This window comes from Sorangium sp. So ce295, from assembly GCF_051527405.1.
In the GTDB taxonomy this organism is placed as follows: Bacteria; Myxococcota_A; Polyangia; order Polyangiales; family Polyangiaceae; genus Sorangium; species Sorangium cellulosum_B.
This window is the reverse complement of the sequence record NZ_CP150324.1, coordinates 10,049,193-10,066,910: the sequence shown is the minus strand read 5'-3', so window position 1 is coordinate 10,066,910 and position 17,718 is coordinate 10,049,193. Positions and strand designations below refer to the sequence as shown.

The following is a 17,718-nucleotide window of genomic DNA, read 5'->3' as shown; positions in this document are numbered from 1 at the left end:
GCGGCGTCCCGAGCTGGCCCCATGACCCTGCGAAAAACCTCGGAAGCTGGCCCCATGACCCTGCGAAAAACTGGGTCACGCCCCCGCGCGGGTGGCCCCATCCTCCTGCGATTGGGGTGGCCCCATGACCCTGCGAAAAACGCCGTCAGGTGGCCCCATGACCCTGCGAACTGGCAGTTCACCCACGGCACCTACGCCGATCTGGGCCGCGTTCGCCTCGCCGGCGTAGACGTTGCGCCCGCCGAAAAGTCGAAGGCCCGAGGGCTGACGCCCGAGACGCGGCACCTGATCGGATCCGCGATCCTGGCGCGAGCGCGCCGTGGCGGGGGGCTGGTCAACATGTCCAGACGCGAGGTCGTCGATCACGACGCCGTCCGGCGCTACCTCGACGAGGGGCTGCTCGACGGGTACGGCTCCGACGTGCTCGATCCGGCGCTGGACGGGGAGCTCCTCCAGAACCCGCGCGTCCTTTCGACGCCGCACATCGGCGGGCATGCCGCCGACGTCCAGGAGGAGATCGCTCACGCCGCGCTGGCCGCGATCGTCGTCTGGGCGGCGCGCCCCGCGTGGAGAAATTGTTTAGTCGGTGGATCCGGCGGCGACATCGACCGTCGCCGCGTCGAACTCTTCCCAGAACCGCTTGACGGATGGGTGTCGCTCCGCCGGATCCGGTCTGGTCGCCCGGAGGAGTATGTTTGCCAGCTCGGAAGAGCACCGGAACCCTTCGCGCCAGTCCTCGCCAGCGCGGTCGCTCAGCGCACAGATGGCATAACGCCCGAGTTGAAAGACGTTCGTCCGGCCGTCGATCCACGATCCCTGGATGAACTCTTCAGGGGCCATGAGCCGGGTGGAGCCGTAGTTGCGCTGGACCTTCAGCGTGAAGCCCTCGCCCCGCTCGAACAGCTCGAAATCGTGGATCTTGACCGTTCTGTGGGCGAAATCGTAGATCACATTGCCTTCGTAGAAGTCGACGACGACGTAGCCTGATCCGGCGATGGCGTCGATGGCGCCGAAGATGAGGCGCAGCGCGCGCATCTTCTCGGCCACCGGGAGCGCGTTGAACCGGCCGCGGCTCTGTCTCTCGATGAGCGGCGTCCCCTCTATCTTCTCGAAGACGAGCGCCGTCCCGTCCCGCGCTTCGAGCACATTGTACAGACGGACGATCGCCGGGTGAAGGCCGAGCGAGCAGATCTCCGCGTCTTTGCGGAGCGTCTCGTCGAAGATTTCGCGCTTCGCCCACTTCACGAAGAAAGATCGTCCCCCCAGGTCGACAAAACAGGCGCGTAGCTCGGGGTTGGACGTCTTCACATCGCTCCTCGCAGCGCCCCGGAGCCCGTGAAGGAAGTCCTCGACGTCGAGAGCGGTTCGCCTCGTGTCCACCAAGTCGTTCACGCCGTCCTCGACCCTCGCGCCTTCAATTCGGCCGGAGCCTAGCGCAGGCGCCGGTGTCATCGACGCGTCGGGTCGAAATCCTTTCGCTCCGCCCGGCAGAGCTCGTCGGCGCCTTGGAGGCGAAAGATCTCCTCCACCGAGGCGATCCGGCCCTCCACGGACATGAGATCGGCGCTGGCGCGCAGGGGGCGCAGGTTCTCTCTCACGGCGGAGACCACCGTCCGGATGGACTGATTGGCAAAGATGAAGTTCCAGATCCTTTCGGATATGAGATGATCCAGACGAATCGAAGGTTATGTGATCGGGGCCACGACGAGGGGCGTGTTCGAGTGCCACTGGCGGACGAACGCCAGCACCTCCGAGGCGTCGGGCTGCTTGCTGTGCACCAGGATCACGTCAGCGCCGCTCTCTTCGCGCGGCGAGCAGCGCGGCGAGCAGGAGCCAGGGCACGGACGAGCCGCCCGCGTCAGGACCGGCGCCGCGCGCCAGGGCGCAGCCGTTGCCGTGCGCGCGCGGCGGGGCGCTCCCCTCCGCTGCAGGCGCCGGAGGCGCGCCGCCGGCATCGCCGCCGGAGCCGCCGGCACCGCCGGCGCCGCCGGAGCCATTCGCGGCGGCGTCGCCGCCGTGACCCCCGCCGCCCTGGCCGCCGCCGCCCTGACCCTCGCCACCCGCGCCGCCTCCGGAGCCGCTGGCGGCCTCCGCGAGCAAGCAGCCCCCGGCGATGCACTCGCCGCCTGGACAGGGCGCCCCGTCGAGCTTGTAGCGCCTCTGGCAGGCGCCGGTGGCCGGCGCGCAGACGGCGCGCCGGCAGGTGGAGGTGTCGGGCTGCGGGCACACGAAGGGATCGCCGCCGACGCAGGCGCCGTTCTGGCAGGTATCGGTCTGCGTGCAGGCGTTGCCGTCGTCGCAGGGGCTGCCGTCGGGCTTGCGCGGGTTGTCGCAATCGCAGGCGTCGCCGACTCCATCGCGGTTGACGTCGGCCTGGTCGGGGTTCGCGACGAGGGGGCAGTTGTCCACCGTATCGCCGTCGCCGTCGGCGTCGTCGTCGTCATCGCAGGCGTCGCCGAGGAGATCGCCCGAAGGCAGGCCAGCATCGGTGTTGGCCTGGAGCGTGTTCGGGACCGCAGGGCAGTTGTCCTCGCTGTCGGGGATGCCGTCCTCGTCGGTGTCGAGCGCGCACTCTCCGGCCCTGCACTGCCCGCTGAGGCACTCCTTCGGGAGCGAGCACGGGGCGCCGACGGGCTTCTTCGGGAGGCAGTCGCCGCCGGTCTCCGCGCAGTAGGCCGAGTCGGCGCACTGGGTGTCGAAGGTGCAGCCCGTGAGGCAGGCGCCCGCGACGCAGCGGTACTCGGCGCAAGAACGGGTGTCGCCCTCGGCGCAGACCCCGCGGCCGTCGCAGAGGGGGGCCTCGACGAGCTCGGAGGCGTCCTTGCACGAGGCGGCGCCGCAGGGGGCGCCCTGCGCCTGCAGCTGGCAGGCGCCACGGCCGTCGCAGAGGCCGGTGGTGCCGCAGGAGAGGGCAGGCTCCGCGGCGCAGTCGTCGTCCGGATCGGCGCCGGCCTGGATGGGCCCGCATGCGCCGTCGGGGCCGGCGCCCTTCTTCGCGGCGGAGCACGCCATGCACGCGCCCGCGCAAGGGACGTCGCAGCAGACGCCGTCGACGCAGGAAACGCCGGCGCAGTCCGCGTCGGTGTCGCAAGGGGCGCCGGGGAACGCCGCGGTGTAGAGCTCGGCGCTGGAGATGTAGGTGCCGGGGCCCACGCCGCCTGTGACCAGGACCTTGCCACCGCGCAGCAGGGTCGCCACGTGATGAGATCGCTCGGAGTACATCGTCCCTGCCGGAGACCAGCTGTCCGCAGCCACGTCGTACACCTCGGCGCTCGCGCTGCCATGGCCATTGACAGAGGCATTGCCCGCGACCAGGACCCGCCCGTCCAGGAGCCGCGTCGCCGTGTGGTTCTGGCGCGCGGCGCTCATGGGCGTTCGCGTCGTCCAGCGATCGGTCGCCGGATCGTACACCTCCGCGCTCGCGAGCCCGCTGATCCCCTCCGAATCCGGGGAGCCGCCCGTGACCAGGACCCGCCCATCGTCCAGCAGCGTCGCCGCGTGCGCCCGGCGCATGGCGATCATCGGTGCTGCCGCTGTCCAGCCGCGCTCGCCGGGGCTCCAGAGCTCCGCGCTCGGGGCCTCACCGCGGGGCCCGTAGCCGCCTGTGACCAGGACCCGGCCGTCGGCCAGCAGCGTCGCCGTGTGCCCCTGGCGCGCGGCGATCAGCGCCCCCGCTGCGGTCCAGGTGCCCTCCCGCGGGTCGTAGATCTCCGCGCTCGCGAGGTTGACGTAGTCGGCCCCGACGCCGCCCGTGACCAGGACCCGGCCGTCGTCCAGCAGCGTGGCCGTGTGCCCCTGGCGCGCGACGATCATCGGCGCTGCCGCTGTCCAGCCGCTCGTCATGGGGTCGAAGATCTCCACGGTCGCGAGCGCGCCCTCCGCCCTGCTCGCGTACCCGCCCGCAACCAGGACCCGCCCGTGCGGCAGCAGCGTCGCCGTGTGCGTGTAGCGCGCGTCGCGCATCTCCTTCACCCCGGTCCATGTTCCGTCGGCCGGGTCGTAGATCTCAGCGGTATTGAGGTCGATGCCCTCGGCCCCGTAGCCGCCCGCGACAAGGACCCGCCCGTCGCCCAGCAGCGTCGTCGTGTGCGCGTAGCGCGAGTAGCGCATCGGCGCGGTCTCCGCCCACGGGCTCCTGCCCGGCGGGTCGTAGACCTCGGCGTTCGTCTCGACGCCTTGATTGCCGCCCGTCACGAGCACGCCGCCGTTCGGGAGCAGCGTCGCCGTATGAGAGCTGCGGCCGACGGCCATCGCCGGCGCGTTCGACCAGGAGCCCTCCGCCGGGTCGTAGATCTCCGCGTCCGCCAGGTGGAGGTTCGATGAGTGGATGCCGCCCGCGACGAGGACCCGCCCGCCGTCGAGCAGCGTCGCCGTGTGGCCAAAGCGCCCGAAGCTCATCGGCGCCAGCGGTGTCCAGCCGCCGTTCACCGGGTCGAACAGCTCCGCGCTCGCGAGGAACGTACCGTCGCTCGTCAAGCCGCCCGTGACCAGGACCTGCCCGCCGTCGAGCAGCGTCGCCGTGTGCCCTCGGCGCACGGTGCTCATCGATTGCGCCGGGGTCCAGGTGTTCCTCGCCGGATCGTACACCTCCACGGTCGGGACCTCGCCCGCCGCCCCGATACCTCCGGCGACCAGGACCCGCCCGTTGCCGAGCAGCGTCGCGGTGTGCGCATAACGCGCGGTGCTCATCGGCGCCGTCGCGGTCCAGATGCCCTCGCGCGGGTCGAACAGCTCCGCGCTCCGGAGGAACGTGCCGTTGCTCCAGCCGCCCGTGACGAGGACCCGCCCGTCGTCCAGCCGCGTCGCCGTGGGGCCCTGGCGCGCGCCGTTCATCGACCGCGCCGGCGTCCAGCGGTCCTCCGCCGGGTCGTACAGCTCCGCGCTCGCCACCGTCGTGCCCGAGCCGTCGGAGCCTCCCGCGACGAGGACTTGCCCGCTGTCCAGCAGCAGCGCGGCGTGCTCGAGGCGCGGTGCGCTCATCGGCTGTGCCGGCGCCCAGCTGTCGTCCGCCGGGTCGTACAGCTCAGCGCGCGCGACATAGCCGTCGCCGTCATAGCCGCCCACGACCAGGACCCGCCCGTCGTCGCCGCCCAGCAGCGTGGCCGTATGCCCGGCGTCCCGCCGCGTGGCCATCGCTCCGACGGGGCGCCATAGCGGATCCACGAGCAGCAGCTCCCCCGACGCCTCGACAAGCAGCGCGATCTCCGCCCCGCGCGCCTCGAGGCGCGCCGCGATCGGCCGCCCGCCTTCCGCGAAGGCTCGCGGCGCGGTGACGCGCAGCCGCGGCGTCCCCGCCGCGTCCAGCACCTCGACGGCCTCGCCGCGCTGCCGCAGCGCCGCGCCGTCGACCTCCCAGACGGCGGCGGGCTCACCCGCCGGCACGGCGCCCGGCTCCACCGTGAGCCACTCCTCGATGCCCCCGGCGACCGCCCGCCAGAACGACGCGCCGCCCGCGCGGCCATAGATCACCGCGCCGTCGACCACCGCCCCCGTGCCGGACGCGCCGGCCTCGCGCACCCGCACCTCGAAGCCGCCAGCGCCCGAGAGCCGCATCCAGCCGCCGCCGTCGCGCGGCAGCTCGGCCTGGAGCCGCGGCCCGCGCCCCGAGAGGCCAGGCGCGCCCAGCGCGAAGCCGCCGCCGGTCGCGCCGATCGCCGACGGCGCGCCGGGAGCGCCGCTGCCCAGCACCTCGGCGGCCTGCGCCGGGAACCGGCGCTGTACGAGCGCCGCCGCCGCCGCGCCGTCCTGCCCCGCCGCGCACCCGAGCGCGCCCATCCACCCCACGACGGCCAGCACCAGGACGGCCATGACCAGCACGCGAAGACCCGACGCAGCTCGCATGCCGGCGAATGTCTCACGCGGTCACGTCCGCAACAACAGCGCCGCGAGCGCGGCTCACACGAGCGATGTGCAGATCCCGAGCCGGGGATGATAGACCCCGACTCGGCGCTTGCCGCTCCGCGTCTCGGGCGTCACGAGGACCACCACGCTCTTGTCGAGCGGCGCGTTCGCGCGAATCCGCACGTGCTGGCCGGCGACGACGACGTGCCAGATATTCACCGTCCCGTACCTCGTCACGACGGCTCCCTCGTAGACGTGCGCCGCCGACGGCGCGCCGCGGAGCGCCAGGCGGCACGCGGCATAGCTGCCCAGCAGCTGATACAGGAGCACGACCGGCATGACGGCGTACGAGAAGGCGAGGATCATCGCGACGAAATCGATGTGCCGGAAGAACCAGCAGACACCGACCAGCCCCGCCCAGAAGAGCAGCGAGTACCCCACGCCAGCCAGCTGGTGCCGGACGTGCCGCAAGGCCGCCCAGGGGCGCGGGGGCGGCGCGCGGAGCTCCTCGGGCAACTGGCTCGCGTCGGGCGGCTGCATGTCGTACCGCTCCGACATACCCGGGGCGGCCGCGGAGCTCAATCGGACAGCGCGCGCGCCGCCGCGTCCTCCCGCGCTCTTCCAGGCGCCTGGCCGCTCCCGCTGCGCCTGCGCTCGCCGCCGCAGCCCGCTCCCGCCGGCCTGCCAGCGATCACGGCGCGAAGATCACCGCCCCGCCCGGCGGGACGCTCATCGAGAGCACGCCGGCCGCGGAGACGACCTCGCTCGTGCCGCCGAGCGCGTCCCTGAGCTCGGTGCCGGGCGGGAGGCCGAGCGCCTGAGCGACCTCGACCGAGATGTGCTGCGCCGTCCCCGCGCGCGTCAGCGCCACCACGGCGGACTCCCCCCGGCCGTGCCGACGGCCGAAGACCAGCGTGTCCTCCGTGGCGGTGAGGTTCACGTAGGCGCCGCGGCGGAGCGCGGGGATGCCCCGGCGCGCGGTCCCGAGCGCGCGCACGAAATCGAGCGTCTCCAGCTCGTCCGCCGTGAGATCCTCCTCCGGACGCCACACGCTGCGGTTGTTCGGGTCGGCGCCGCCCCACTCGCCGTACTCGTCGCCGTAATAGAGCAGCGGCGCGCCCGGGAGGCCCAGGAGCCACGCCATCGCGAGGCGCGCCCGCGCGTACACCTCGGGCGACTCGGGCGCTCCCGCGGTGTCCGACCACTGGCGGCCCGGGACCTCCCGGCCGCGAGGCCCCGCCTCGTCGCGGTAGTCGGCGAGCGTCGCGAACCGGGCCGTGTCGTGGCTGCCGATGTACGGCGTCATGATGGCGCCCTCCGGCCACCGCCGCTGCCCGTGCTCGACCCAGTACGCGGCGTGCAGCATGCCCTCCTCGCCCCAGCCGAACGTCCGGTACGAGACCCCGTGATAGAGGACGAAATCGAACTGGCCGTCGAGCCCATGAGGGCCGATGTACCTCGCGATCGTCCCGTAGTTCTCGTCGTTGCACGGGCCTTCGCAGTCGCTCCAGCCCATCGCCGTCTCGCCCATCAGGAAATAACGTGTACCGGCCGGCTCGAACGCCTCCCGCACCTCCGCGGCGAGGTTGCGCGTGGCGATCTCCTCCACGTGCTTCACGGCGTCCACGCGGAGCCCGTCGAGATCGAACGCGTCGAGCCAGTGGATCGCGTCCGCCACGAACGCGGCGTTGGCCTCGGGGACCGTGTGGTCCACGTCGGGGAGGTAGCTCGCGAACATGCAATCGAGCGCGTGCGACGTCCAGTCGCACCCGTCCGTCCCGCAGACGCACCCCGTCCTGAACCACTCCGGGTGAGACGAGACGTACTCGTGATCTTCGTGGACGTGGTTCACCACGAAGTCCTGGAGGACGCGGATCCCATGGCGGTGCGCCTCGGCCACCACCGCCCGGAGCGCCCCGGCGCCGCCGAGCCGCGGATCCACCTCGCGCGCCTTGATGGGCCAGTAACCGTGATATCCGGTGACCTGGTGGACTCCATCGCTCGCCAGGTAGGCGCCGGCGGGGTTCTCCTGGAACGGCGTGAGCCAGATGGCCCGAACGCCCAGCGCGTCGAGCGTGCCGTCCTCGATCGCCTGCCGCAGCCCCTCGAGATCCCCGCCGGCCCAGTCGCCCCGCGGATCGGCGCCCGGCGTGGCGGGCGGGTTCAAGGCGGGATCGCCGTCGCGGTAACGATCGGTGACGACCATGTAGATGAGCGCGTCCTCCCAGGAGAACGGCTCGGCCTCGACCCAGAACACCAGCCGGAGCGGCTCACCGGCGCGGCCGCTCCGGGTCGCCCCGCGGAGGGTGACGCGGTATTTGCCGTCGCCGAGGCCTCCGAGCTGGATCCGCACGTCGCCGCGCGCGCCGACCGAGAGCTCCTGATCCGTGAGCAGGCGCGCCTCGCCGTCCTGGTCCTGCAGGACCGCCTCGAACGCGGCCGCCTCGGGGCCTGCGCCCTCGATGCCGTCCCGGTAGACGAGCCGGGCCTCGAAGGCGCCCTGTCCGGCGGCAGGCCGCGTCGCCTGGCTGGACGCGACCGAGAACGACGGGAGGCGGCAGTCGGGGACCTTGACGGCCGAGTTCTCGACCCCGTCGACGTACTTGCGGCGCCCCTCCGCCGGGTCGAGCACCCACGAGATCTCGCCGCCGGACCGATAGGCGATCTTGTAGCCGTGAAGCCCCGGCGGCAGGTCGACGGTGGCCGTGAGCCGGCCCTGCGTACCGCCCTGCAGCCGCGGGGCAGCGCCGAGATCGAAGCCGTTCCACTCGCCAGGGACGCGGACATCCGTGGCCCCGGGAGGCGCGTTGAACGTGAACGAGGTCGGACAGAGCACGTTCCCGTACTGCGCGCCTCCGCCCGCCCCGCCGGCGCCAGCCCCGCCAGCGCTCGCGGCCTCGCCGCCTGCGCCGGCCGCCTGGCCGCCAGCAGCACCGGCGCCTGCCGTCCCGGCGCCGCTCGTACCCTTCCCCTGGCCCGCGTCGTGCTCGCGATCGCCCCCACAAGCGAGCGGGACGGCAGGGAGCATGATGGCGGAGACAGCGGCGATCATGACGGCAGAACGGCGGCGCGACATGGCCTCGAGCAGTATCCGATCGCGAGAGGCATGTCAGCGCGCGCGTCGCCCTGAATCACCGCAGCCGCTGTGGAGAACAGCGATGCTCCGCCCATGCTGTCGTGTCGCTAACAGGCGCGCGCAGGTTCCGTCGGGGCTCCGCCCCGCATACCCAGGCGTTCGCTTCGCGCGTCGTCGGGCCGAACCGCGTGAGCTCACGCGCTCGGAGCGGCCTGGTCTCGCGACCCGATCAAGGCGTGTACCGATAGAGCTCGATCCAATCGTACGTCGCGCTCGCCCTGCCCGTCTCGGCCGCCACGGCCCCGGCCCAGGCCGCGCTCGACGACGCCCAGATCGTCATGAGCACGTTCTGCGGCAGCACCATGAGGTCGATGCGCTCCGTCCACTCGTGTCGGAGCACGTCGTCGACGGAAAAGCGGGCGCCGGACGGTGTCCATTCGATCTGGTACGTGTGGAAGTCCTCGCTCGGATCGAAGCCGAGGTCCACCTTCTGCGGATACTGAGTCGGACTGACGGATTGCGTCACCGGGGGCCGTACCGGAGCGCCGGTGTACACCATGGCGTTGAACTGCACGTCATTCGGCTTGGCCCCCAGGCACTCGATGTCGAGCTCGTTCCAGTTGTCCGCTGGCCAGGGGGTGTAGATCGTGACCAGGGACGAGACGACCGCCGAGCCTCGGGCCAGCTTGACGCGAGCGCGCACGCGCCCGTACGTGAGCGCGTCGACGGAGCGAACCTCGGCACCCAGGAAGGTCTTGGCGGCTCCGGAGCTGTCGGCGGTGCCCTGGGGAGCCGGCGTGAGCCGGAGCACCAGCTGGCCACGTTCGATGGTCGCGGCGGATCGCGAGAACAGCGCCAGATTCTCGGTCCAGGAATGTGTCATCAGCTGCCAGCGAGTCGCGTCCAGCCGATCGAAATCGTCGCGGAAGAGCAGCGTGAAGGCCTCTTCGGCCGGGGAAGGGCCGCCCGCTGAGCCGCCGTTCCCCGTGGCGCCTGCCGCTGCTGTGCCACCCGCCGTTCCGCCTGCGCCGCCTGCGCCGCCAGCGCCGCCTGCGCCGCCAGCGCCGCCTGCGCCGATCGTGCCTGCTCCGGCGCTGGAAGCGCTATCCGCAGCCCCAGCACCCGCCACGGAGCTACCCGTTCCGGCGCTGGAACCACCACCAGCCCCCGGGCCGGTGCCGTCCCCGCCAGCCCCCGTCGTCGAGCCCGGGGGCTGGCTGGCGTCGTCACAGGCCAGCGCGGTGAATGCGGAGAACAGAAGCGAAGCGACCGTGCAGCGCGTCGAAGACATCATGAGCTTCACGTGGCGCGCCGGGGGCGAGAGCGCTTCGCATTTTTTGCTTTCTGTCCGCGTCCCCGCTGCCTCACACTGACCTGGTCTTGAGCGCTCGGCCCGCGTTGTTCCAGCCCTTTCCGATGCTCGCCGGCCGGCGCGCCCAGGTCTTCCGTCACCAGCCGCAGTACCGTCGGCCCCGACATTTCCACGAGGAGCCGGAGATCAACCTCGTCGCCCGCGGCACGGGCATCATGGGCGTCGGAAAGCGCGTGGTGCCGCTCGTGGCGGGCACGCTGCTCTATTTCGCGCCGGGGCAAGATCACGCGCTCCTCGAGGAGAGCAGCGATTTCGTTCTGTACGTCGCGGCGCTCCGCCCCGAGCTGGGGGCTCGCGTCGCGGGGGCCGCGTCGAAGGTCGCGCTCGACGCTGTGCAGCTCACGCCGGCCGTGCTCGCCGACGAGCTCGCGCTCCTCGGCGCGCTCGACCGAGCGCGCGACATCTCGGTCGTGGAGCATCGCCTCGCGGAGCTCTTCGAGCGGTCGCTGTCGAATGTGCCGCTCCCCCACGTGGTGAGCCGCCGCATCTTCGAGCTCTTGCGGCTCGACCCGAAGCTCCCCGGGGCAGCCCTCGCGGCGCGCCTGCGCACGGGCGAGAGCGGGATCAGCCGGCGTTTTCGCAAGGACGTGGGCGTGAACGTCGTCGAGTACCGTGCGCGGCTCAAGCTGATGCAGTTCATCGCCGAGGTGGATCGCGGCGCGAGCTTCGCGCGCGCGGCGTACGCCGTCGGGTTCGGGAGTTATGCGCAATGCCACCGCGTCTTCACGCGCGCCCTCGGCTGCGCGCCCCAGGGCTATTTCGGCGGCCAGCGCGCGGTGCTGACCGAAATGACCGTGTCGATGCGCGGTAGCGGCTCGCGGCCGAGCCGGCCTGGCGACGGCGCCTCGGGCCCGCGCGCGGCCGAGCCCGCCGGCTGACGCGAATCCGCGCCGGATCGCCCGCAACGCTGGCCATGATGCGGGGGCGGGGAATGGTATACCTTGTCCGGGAGGGGGCGCCTGCTGCCACTGCCGAGGCTGCCTTGCCCATCGCCTGCATGACGAGCCCGTCCCCTCCCTTCCCGTACACGATCTCCGAGACCATTCGCGAGGGCCGCGGTACCGCCGTGTACCGCGCTGTTCGAAACGCCGACGGCCATCCGGTGGTCCTCAAGGTGCTCGACCCGAGGAGCTGCCGGCCGAAGGACCTCGCCCGGCTCAAGAGGGAGTACGAGACGGGCAAGATGCTCGACGTGGCAGCCGTCGTCAGGCCCCTCGCCCTCGAGATGTACGACGGGGCGCTCGCCCTCGTCATGGAAGACTCGGGCGCTGAGCCGCTCGATCGGCTGCTCGGCGCGCCGATGGCGATTGGCAGGTTCCTCGATCTCGCCGTCCGCATCGCGGATGCCGTCTCCGACATCCATCAGCGAAACGTCGTTCACAGAGACCTCAAGCCCGCAAATATCCTCGTCATTCCCGCCACGGGCGAGGTGAAGATCGCCGATCTCGCGCTCGCCTCACGGCTCTCCCGCGAACAGCACGCCCTGGAGCCGGCCCGCGTCATCGAGGGGTCCCTCCCTTACATGTCGCCCGAGCAGACAGGGCGGATGAACCGTGGGGTCGACAGCCGCAGCGATCTGTACTCCCTGGGGGTCACGCTCTATCAGATGCTCACGGGGAAGCTCCCCTTCGACGCCCGCGACCCGCTCGAATGGATCCATTGTCACGTCGCCCGCGCGTTCGCGGCGCCGTCCAAGGTGGTCCCCGACGTGCCGGAGGCGGTCGAGCGCATCGTGATGAAGCTCCTCGCGAAGATGCCCGAGGAGCGCTACCAGACGGCCCGCGGCCTTGGCCATGATCTGAAGCGGTGCTTCGACTCATGGCGCTGCGACGGCAGCGTCGCGCCGTTCCCGCTGGGCGAGCAGGACGCGTCGGGCCGCCTGCGCATCCCGCAGAAGCTCTATGGGCGCGACGAGGCGATCGCGGCGCTGCTGCGCGCCTTCGAGCGCGTGGTCGACACCGGATCTCCACAGCTCGTGCTCCTCTCGGGCTACTCCGGCATCGGCAAATCGACGCTGGTCCACGAGCTGGACAGGGCCGTCGCGGGCGAGCGGGGGTTCTCCGCCTCGGGAAAATTCGATCAGCACAAGCGCGAGATCCCTTACTCCACCATCGTGCAGGCCGTTCAGGAGATCGTGCTCGAGCTCCTCGCCGACAGCGAGCGGATCGCGGCCTGGAAGCAGCGGTTGCTCGAGGTCCTCACGGTCAACGCGCAGCTCATCGTCGACTTGATCCCGCAGCTCGAGCTCGTCATCGGCCCGCAGCCGCCGGCTCCCGAGCTGCCGCCGGTCGAGGCGCAGAACCGGTTCCGCACCGTCTTCCGGCACTTCATCGGGGTGTTCGCCCGGAAGGAGCACCCCCTCGTCCTCTTCCTCGACGATCTCCAGTGGGCGGACTCGGCGAGCCTCGCGCTCTTGCAGGATCTGGTGACCCACCTCGACACGGGCCATCTCCTCGTCATCGGCGCGTACCGCGACAACGAGGTGACCCCCTCGCACCCGCTCATGACGGCGCTGCTCGAGGCGAGGAGGGGGGGCGCGCACGTCCAGGAGCTCGTGCTCGGCCCGCTCTCCCGCGAGCACCTGTCCCTGCTCGTCAGCGATATGCTTCAGTGCCGCCCCGAGGACGCCGCGCCGCTCTCGGCCCTGGTCCACGAGAAGACGGCCGGCAACCCCTTCTTTGCGATCCAGTTTCTCCTCGCCCTCCACGAAGAGCAGCTGATCGAGCTCGACCCGCAGGCGGGCGCCTTCCGGTGGGACATGGCGAAGATCCGCGCCAAAGGCTTCACCGACAACGTGGTCGATCTGATGGTCGACAAGCTCGCGCGGCTCCCCGCTGGCACCCAGGAGGCGCTGAAGCAGCTCGCCTGCCTCGGGAGCGCCGCGGAGGTCGGCGTCTTGACGATAGCGTGCGACCGCTCGGAGGAGGCGCTGCACGCGGAGGTCTGGCAGGCCATCCTCGCGGGGCTCGTCCTCTGCCACGAAGGCTCTTACAAGTTCCTCCACGACCGCGTCCAGGAGGCGGCCTATTCGCTCATCCCGGCGGCGCGGCGGGCCGCTGTGCACCTCGAGATCGGCCGGCGCCTCGTGTCCCGTCTGCCCGGCGGGGCGGTCGAGGAGCGGGCTTTCGACGTCGCGACCCAGCTCAATCACGGCGCCCACCTCATCACCGATCCACGCGAGAGGGAGGCGCTCTGCCGGCTCAACCTCCTCGCAGGGCTCAAGGCGAAGGCCTCGGTCGCCTATGCCTCCGCGCGCAGCTACCTGGCGCAGGCGACGTCCCTCTTGCCGCAGGACGCCTGGAGCGCGCGGTACGAGGACACGTTCAGGCTCCACCTGGAGCTCGCCGAATGCGAGTCCATCACCGGCAATTTCCAGCCGGCCGACGAGCTGTTCGACCTGATCCTCCAGAACGCCCGCTCCAGGCCCGACCGGGCCAGGGCCCACCGGTTGCGCATGCGGCTCTACCAGATCGCCGGGCGGCACCGCGACGCCATGGCGGTGATGATCGAGGCCCTGCGGCTCTACGGGGCGACGCTCCCGGAGGTCGACGAGGAGATCCACGCCGCCGTGGAGGCCGAGATCCGGCAGGTCCCGATCGCCTTGCGCGGCCGTCGCGTCGCCGATCTCGTCGATGCGCCCGTGGCGACCGACGAGGACGTGCGGGCGTTCATCAGCCTGGTCGCCGAGTCGGCGCCCCTCATGTTCTCCGTGCGACCGGCGCTCTGGCCGCTGCTCGCCGCCAAGGGGGTGAACGCGTCCCTGCAGCACGGACACGCCGAGGAGTCCTCTTTCGTTTATAGCATTTACGCCGCGGTCATGGTGTCCCTCCTCGGCGACGTCCCCTGCGCGTTCCAGTTCTCCGAGATGGCGATCAGGCTCAACGAGAAATTCAAGAGCATCACGGCCATGCTGAAGGGGAGGCTGCTCTTCCATCACGCGGGCGTCATCAGCATCTGGCACAGGCACTACGCGACGAGCATCCCGCTCATGGACAAGGCATTCTTCGATTGCCTCGACGTCGGAGACTTCATCTTCGCCGGCTACTTGACGTACAACATGGTGTGGATCGTCCTCGAGAACGGCGATCCGCTCGACCGCGTCATCGAGGTCGCGCGGAGATACACCGCCTTCGCCCGGCAGACCCACAACGACGTTGTCTACAACGTGGTCCGGTTCGAAGAGCAGCTCGCGGCGAGCCTGAAGGGAGCGACGCGGGGGCCCACGAGCTTCGACGGCGGCGACTTCGACGAGGCGAGCTCCCTCGCGATCCTCCAGAAGGCGGGCTTCGGCCTTGGGATCGCGATGTTTCATATCATGAAGCAGATCGCCGCGTTCACGCACGAGCGTCACGCCGAAGCGCTGGAGTCCGCGGCCACCGCCGCGCTGATGCAGGGGCAGGCGGCGTCTCTGGCCATGGAAGCGACGCACCACTTCTACCACGCGCTCACGGTGACTGCCCTCCACGCGGAGGCGCCGGCCGAGCAGCGGCAGCGATTCGCTCAGGCGCTCGAGAGCGCGCTCCAGAAGCTGAGGCGCTGGGCCGACAGCTGCCCCGAGAACTTCCGGAGCCGCTACGCCCTGGTGTCCGCCGAGGTCGCCCGCATCGAGGGCCGGGACCTCGACGCGATGCGCCTCTATGAAGAGGCCATCCGCGCGGCGCGCGAGAGCGGCTTCGTCCACATCGAAGCGCTCGCCTACGAGCTCGCGTCTCGGTTCTATCGAGCGCGGGGGTTCGAGCGCTTCTCCGATACGTACCTGCGCGAGGCCCGCTCGTGTTACGTGCGCTGGGGGGCCGACGGCAAGGTGAAGCAGCTCGAGCAGCGTTATTCGCAGCTCCTCGAGCGGCGGCCGATCGAGCCGACCGCCACCTTCGCGGCCCGCGCGGAGCAGCTCGACGTGCTCGCGGTCGTCAAGGCATCGCAGGCGATCTCGGGCGAGATCCTCCTCGAGAAGCTCCTGCGGACCTTGCTCGAGTTCGTCCTCGAGCAGGGAGGTGCGCAGAAGGGCTGCCTCATCCTGGTGCGGGACGGCGGCCTGACGATCGAGGCGGAGGCCGCGATCGAGGAGCGACAGGGGACCGTGACCAGGGTTCTCCAGTCGTTGCCGGTGTCGTCCTCTCCGCTCCTCCCTGCCTCGCTCCTCCACTACGTGCGGCTCACCAAGGAGCGCGTGCTCCTCGATGACGCCGCCGCGAAGGCGGGCAGGTTCTCGGGGGACGAGTACATCGTCCGGCACAACCCGAGGTCGGTCCTCTGCGTCCCCATCTTGCGGCAGGCCGAGGTGCTCGGTCTGCTGTACCTCGAGAACAACGTCACGACGCACGCGTTCACGCCCGAGCGGCTCCTCGCCCTCGAGCTGCTCGCCACGCAGGCGGCCATCTCGCTCGAGAACGCGCTCTTGCTCGCCAGGGAGCGCGAGGCGCGGGCGGCGGCGGAGGCCGCGGAGCGGCGCACGGCGTTCCTCGCCCACGAGCTGAAGACGCCGGTGACAGGCCTCCATCTGAAGCTCGACGCGCTCGCGCGATCGATCAAGCAGCAGGAGACGGTCTCCTCGTCCTGGCTGTCGTCGTCCCTCACGTCGTTCAAGCGCCAGCTCGGCCGGCTCAACCTGCTGATCGACAGCCTGCTCGACCTCTCGCGCGTCCAGAAGGGGCGGCTCGCCCTGACGCGTGAGCCGGTGGACCTGGCGGCCCTCGTGCGGGACGTCGTCGGGCGGCTGAGCGAGCAGGCCGAGCTGGCTGGGTGTGCGCTCCACGTGCAGGCGGAGCGCGCCGTCGTGGGCCAGTGGGATCGGCTGCGGCTCGAGCAGGTCGTGACGAACCTGCTCACGAACGCCATGAAGTACGGCGCCGGAAAGCCGGTCCGGATCGTCACCGACGGGGACGGGGCCGTCGCTCGCCTGTCGGTCTCCGATCAGGGCATCGGGATCTCCGAGGCCGACCAGCGGCGCGTGTTCGAGGCGTTCGAGCGCGCGACGGGGCTTCATCAAGCGCAGAGCCTCGGGCTCGGGCTGTACCTTGTCCGGGAGATCGTGCGAGCGCACGGAGGGCGCGTGGATCTGCGCAGTCAGCTGGGCTCCGGGACGACGTTCGTCGTCGAGCTGCCCGTCGAGCCGGAGCGGGAGCTCGGCCTCGCGCAGCCGTCGTGAGGAGAGGGGCGCGCGGGCCGCCTTTTGCCAGCTGGGCCTTGCGGCGCGGAGCCGAGGGGATGGAGGAGTACTTTGGCCGAAGGTGGGGTCTCTTGAACCGCCAGGACGCCATGAGACGCCATAGGTAGCTCAGCGCCTTGCGCAGGCGACTGCCCTCGGCCACGTGCGGATTGTCCAGCTGCTATACGGGGGGCAGGTCAGTACTTGCCGGTGACCGCGAGCGAGATCTGGGTGTCGTTGCGGTTGAAGACGTCGGCGTTCATGGCGCCGTCGCCGCGGATCATCGGGGCGTTGTGCTCCAGGCCGATCCTGGCCGATGCGTACTTGATGGGCGAGTAGGTCATCGCCATCGACCACGAATACGCGTTCGCGACGTACCGCTCGTCGCTCGCCTCGGACGCGTAGTCCTCGCGCGATGCGTAGCGGACCGCCCAGTAGCGGGCCAGGCTGAAGCGGACGTCGAGCTTGCCGTACGGCTTGTCCTTGAAGATCGCCTCCTCGAGGAACAGGCCGGGGGCGACGACGAACTTGGTGTTCATCGTCCCCTCGGGTCCGGCGCGCTCGGCGTAGCGGTGGTACCGCCACTGCCCGAGCAAGCTGATCCCTGCGACGAGGTTGTGCAGTGTCGTGTGGACCCGGCCGAGCGACAGGAGCTCCGGTGTGAGAATCATGTCGCGCGCCTGGCTCAACCGCGATGTCGGGAGGTACACCCCGAGCGAGTGCTCGAAGGAGAACCAGGGCTTCCCCTTCGGCAGCACCTCGAGCTTGTGCTCGTACGTGCCACCCAGGGACATGTCCTGGAAGAACAGCCCCGACTCGCCCTCTTCAGCGCTCCACGTCCTCTGCAAGACCTCCAGGGTCAGCCAGCCCGTCAGCCCCTTCACCCTGGGGATATCGACCGCGCCCATCAGGCTATAGACCATGAACCGGTCGTTGGCCGGATCGTCGTCGCTCACCACCGTCTGCCGGTACTGCACCTTCCCGGAGACGTGATACCAGCGCTCGTCCTTCGCCTGGCCCTCCCCGTCCGAGACCTCGTCCTTCTGGGGGTGAGCCGGCGCTAAGCCCATGGTGACCACGACGGGTGTGGTCGTGGCCGCGGTGGGTTTGGCCGCGGGGGGTGCGGCTGTGTCCGCGGCGGGCGCAGTCGTGGCCGCAGCGGATGCGGCCGTGTCCGCGGCGGGCGCGGTCGCGGGGGGGACGGCCGCGTCTGCGGCGGCCGCGCCAGCGGGAACCGGTGCAGCCGGCGGAACCGGTGCAGCCGGCGGAGCCGGTGCAGCC

9 protein-coding genes and 1 pseudogene are annotated in these 17,718 nt (G+C 71.0%); 3 read left to right on the top strand and 7 right to left on the bottom strand.

What is annotated here, in order from left to right; translation table 11 throughout:
- Nucleotides 1-21: 21 nt before the first annotated feature.
- Nucleotides 22-429, top strand: a pseudogene (locus WMF11_RS38155) (NAD(P)-dependent oxidoreductase); the annotation flags it as partial.
- Between the two features lie 150 nt (nucleotides 430-579).
- On the opposite strand, the gene WMF11_RS38150 reads toward WMF11_RS38155, so the two are convergent.
- The 6 genes from WMF11_RS38150 to WMF11_RS38125 all read right to left on the bottom strand — a co-directional run bounded on the left by WMF11_RS38150 (nucleotide 580) and on the right by WMF11_RS38125 (nucleotide 10,211).
- Entirely contained in the window at nucleotides 580-1,392 is an 813-nt protein-coding gene (locus WMF11_RS38150) for a protein kinase domain-containing protein (RefSeq protein WP_437974279.1), read from the bottom strand.
- A 56-nt stretch (nucleotides 1,393-1,448) separates the two neighbouring features.
- Complete coding sequence (locus WMF11_RS38145; RefSeq protein WP_437974278.1) at nucleotides 1,449-1,598, bottom strand: hypothetical protein; 150 nt, start codon at nucleotides 1,596-1,598, stop codon at nucleotides 1,449-1,451.
- Between the two features lie 190 nt (nucleotides 1,599-1,788).
- Nucleotides 1,789-5,841: a kelch repeat-containing protein gene (locus WMF11_RS38140; RefSeq protein ID WP_437974277.1), complete on the bottom strand. Its 4,053-nt coding sequence runs from the start codon at nucleotides 5,839-5,841 to the stop codon at nucleotides 1,789-1,791.
- Between the two features lie 54 nt (nucleotides 5,842-5,895).
- A complete protein-coding gene (locus tag WMF11_RS38135; RefSeq protein ID WP_437904066.1) occupies nucleotides 5,896-6,381 on the bottom strand; it encodes a hypothetical protein in 486 nt (161 codons plus the stop codon).
- Between the two features lie 151 nt (nucleotides 6,382-6,532).
- Entirely contained in the window at nucleotides 6,533-8,917 is a 2,385-nt protein-coding gene (locus tag WMF11_RS38130; protein ID WP_437974276.1) for an alpha-amylase family glycosyl hydrolase, read from the bottom strand.
- A gap of 229 nt (nucleotides 8,918-9,146) precedes the next feature.
- Nucleotides 9,147-10,211, bottom strand: a complete 1,065-nt coding sequence (locus tag WMF11_RS38125) for a glycoside hydrolase family 16 protein (protein ID WP_437974275.1) — start codon at nucleotides 10,209-10,211, stop codon at nucleotides 9,147-9,149.
- 104 nt (nucleotides 10,212-10,315) lie between these two features.
- Here WMF11_RS38125 and WMF11_RS38120 point away from each other — a divergent pair, with 104 nt between their 5' ends.
- Nucleotides 10,316-11,167: a helix-turn-helix domain-containing protein gene (locus WMF11_RS38120; protein ID WP_437974274.1), complete on the top strand. Its 852-nt coding sequence runs from the start codon at nucleotides 10,316-10,318 to the stop codon at nucleotides 11,165-11,167.
- A gap of 104 nt (nucleotides 11,168-11,271) precedes the next feature.
- Nucleotides 11,272-16,437 carry an AAA family ATPase gene (locus WMF11_RS38115; protein ID WP_437974273.1) on the top strand — a complete coding sequence of 1,722 codons (5,166 nt, stop codon included), beginning with the start codon at nucleotides 11,272-11,274 and terminating at the stop codon, nucleotides 16,435-16,437.
- A gap of 197 nt (nucleotides 16,438-16,634) precedes the next feature.
- Here the strand turns inward: WMF11_RS38115 and WMF11_RS38110 are convergent, their stop codons facing one another.
- Nucleotides 16,635-17,507 carry a hypothetical protein gene (locus tag WMF11_RS38110; protein WP_437544570.1) on the bottom strand — a complete coding sequence of 291 codons (873 nt, stop codon included), beginning with the start codon at nucleotides 17,505-17,507 and terminating at the stop codon, nucleotides 16,635-16,637.
- Between the last annotated feature and the right edge of the window lie 211 nt (nucleotides 17,508-17,718).

Bases quoted from the DNA above. Each gene is read 5' to 3' on its own strand.
- WMF11_RS38140 (WP_437974277.1), bottom strand. From the start codon at position 5,841: ATGCGAGCTGCGTCGGGTCTTCGCGTGCTGGTCATGGCCGTCCTGGTG.
- WMF11_RS38135 (WP_437904066.1), bottom strand. From the start codon at position 6,381: ATGCAGCCGCCCGACGCGAGCCAGTTGCCCGAGGAGCTCCGCGCGCCG.
- WMF11_RS38130 (WP_437974276.1), bottom strand. From the start codon at position 8,917: ATGTCGCGCCGCCGTTCTGCCGTCATGATCGCCGCTGTCTCCGCCATC.
- WMF11_RS38125 (WP_437974275.1), bottom strand. From the start codon at position 10,211: ATGATGTCTTCGACGCGCTGCACGGTCGCTTCGCTTCTGTTCTCCGCA.
- WMF11_RS38110 (WP_437544570.1), bottom strand. From the start codon at position 17,507: ATGGGCTTAGCGCCGGCTCACCCCCAGAAGGACGAGGTCTCGGACGGG.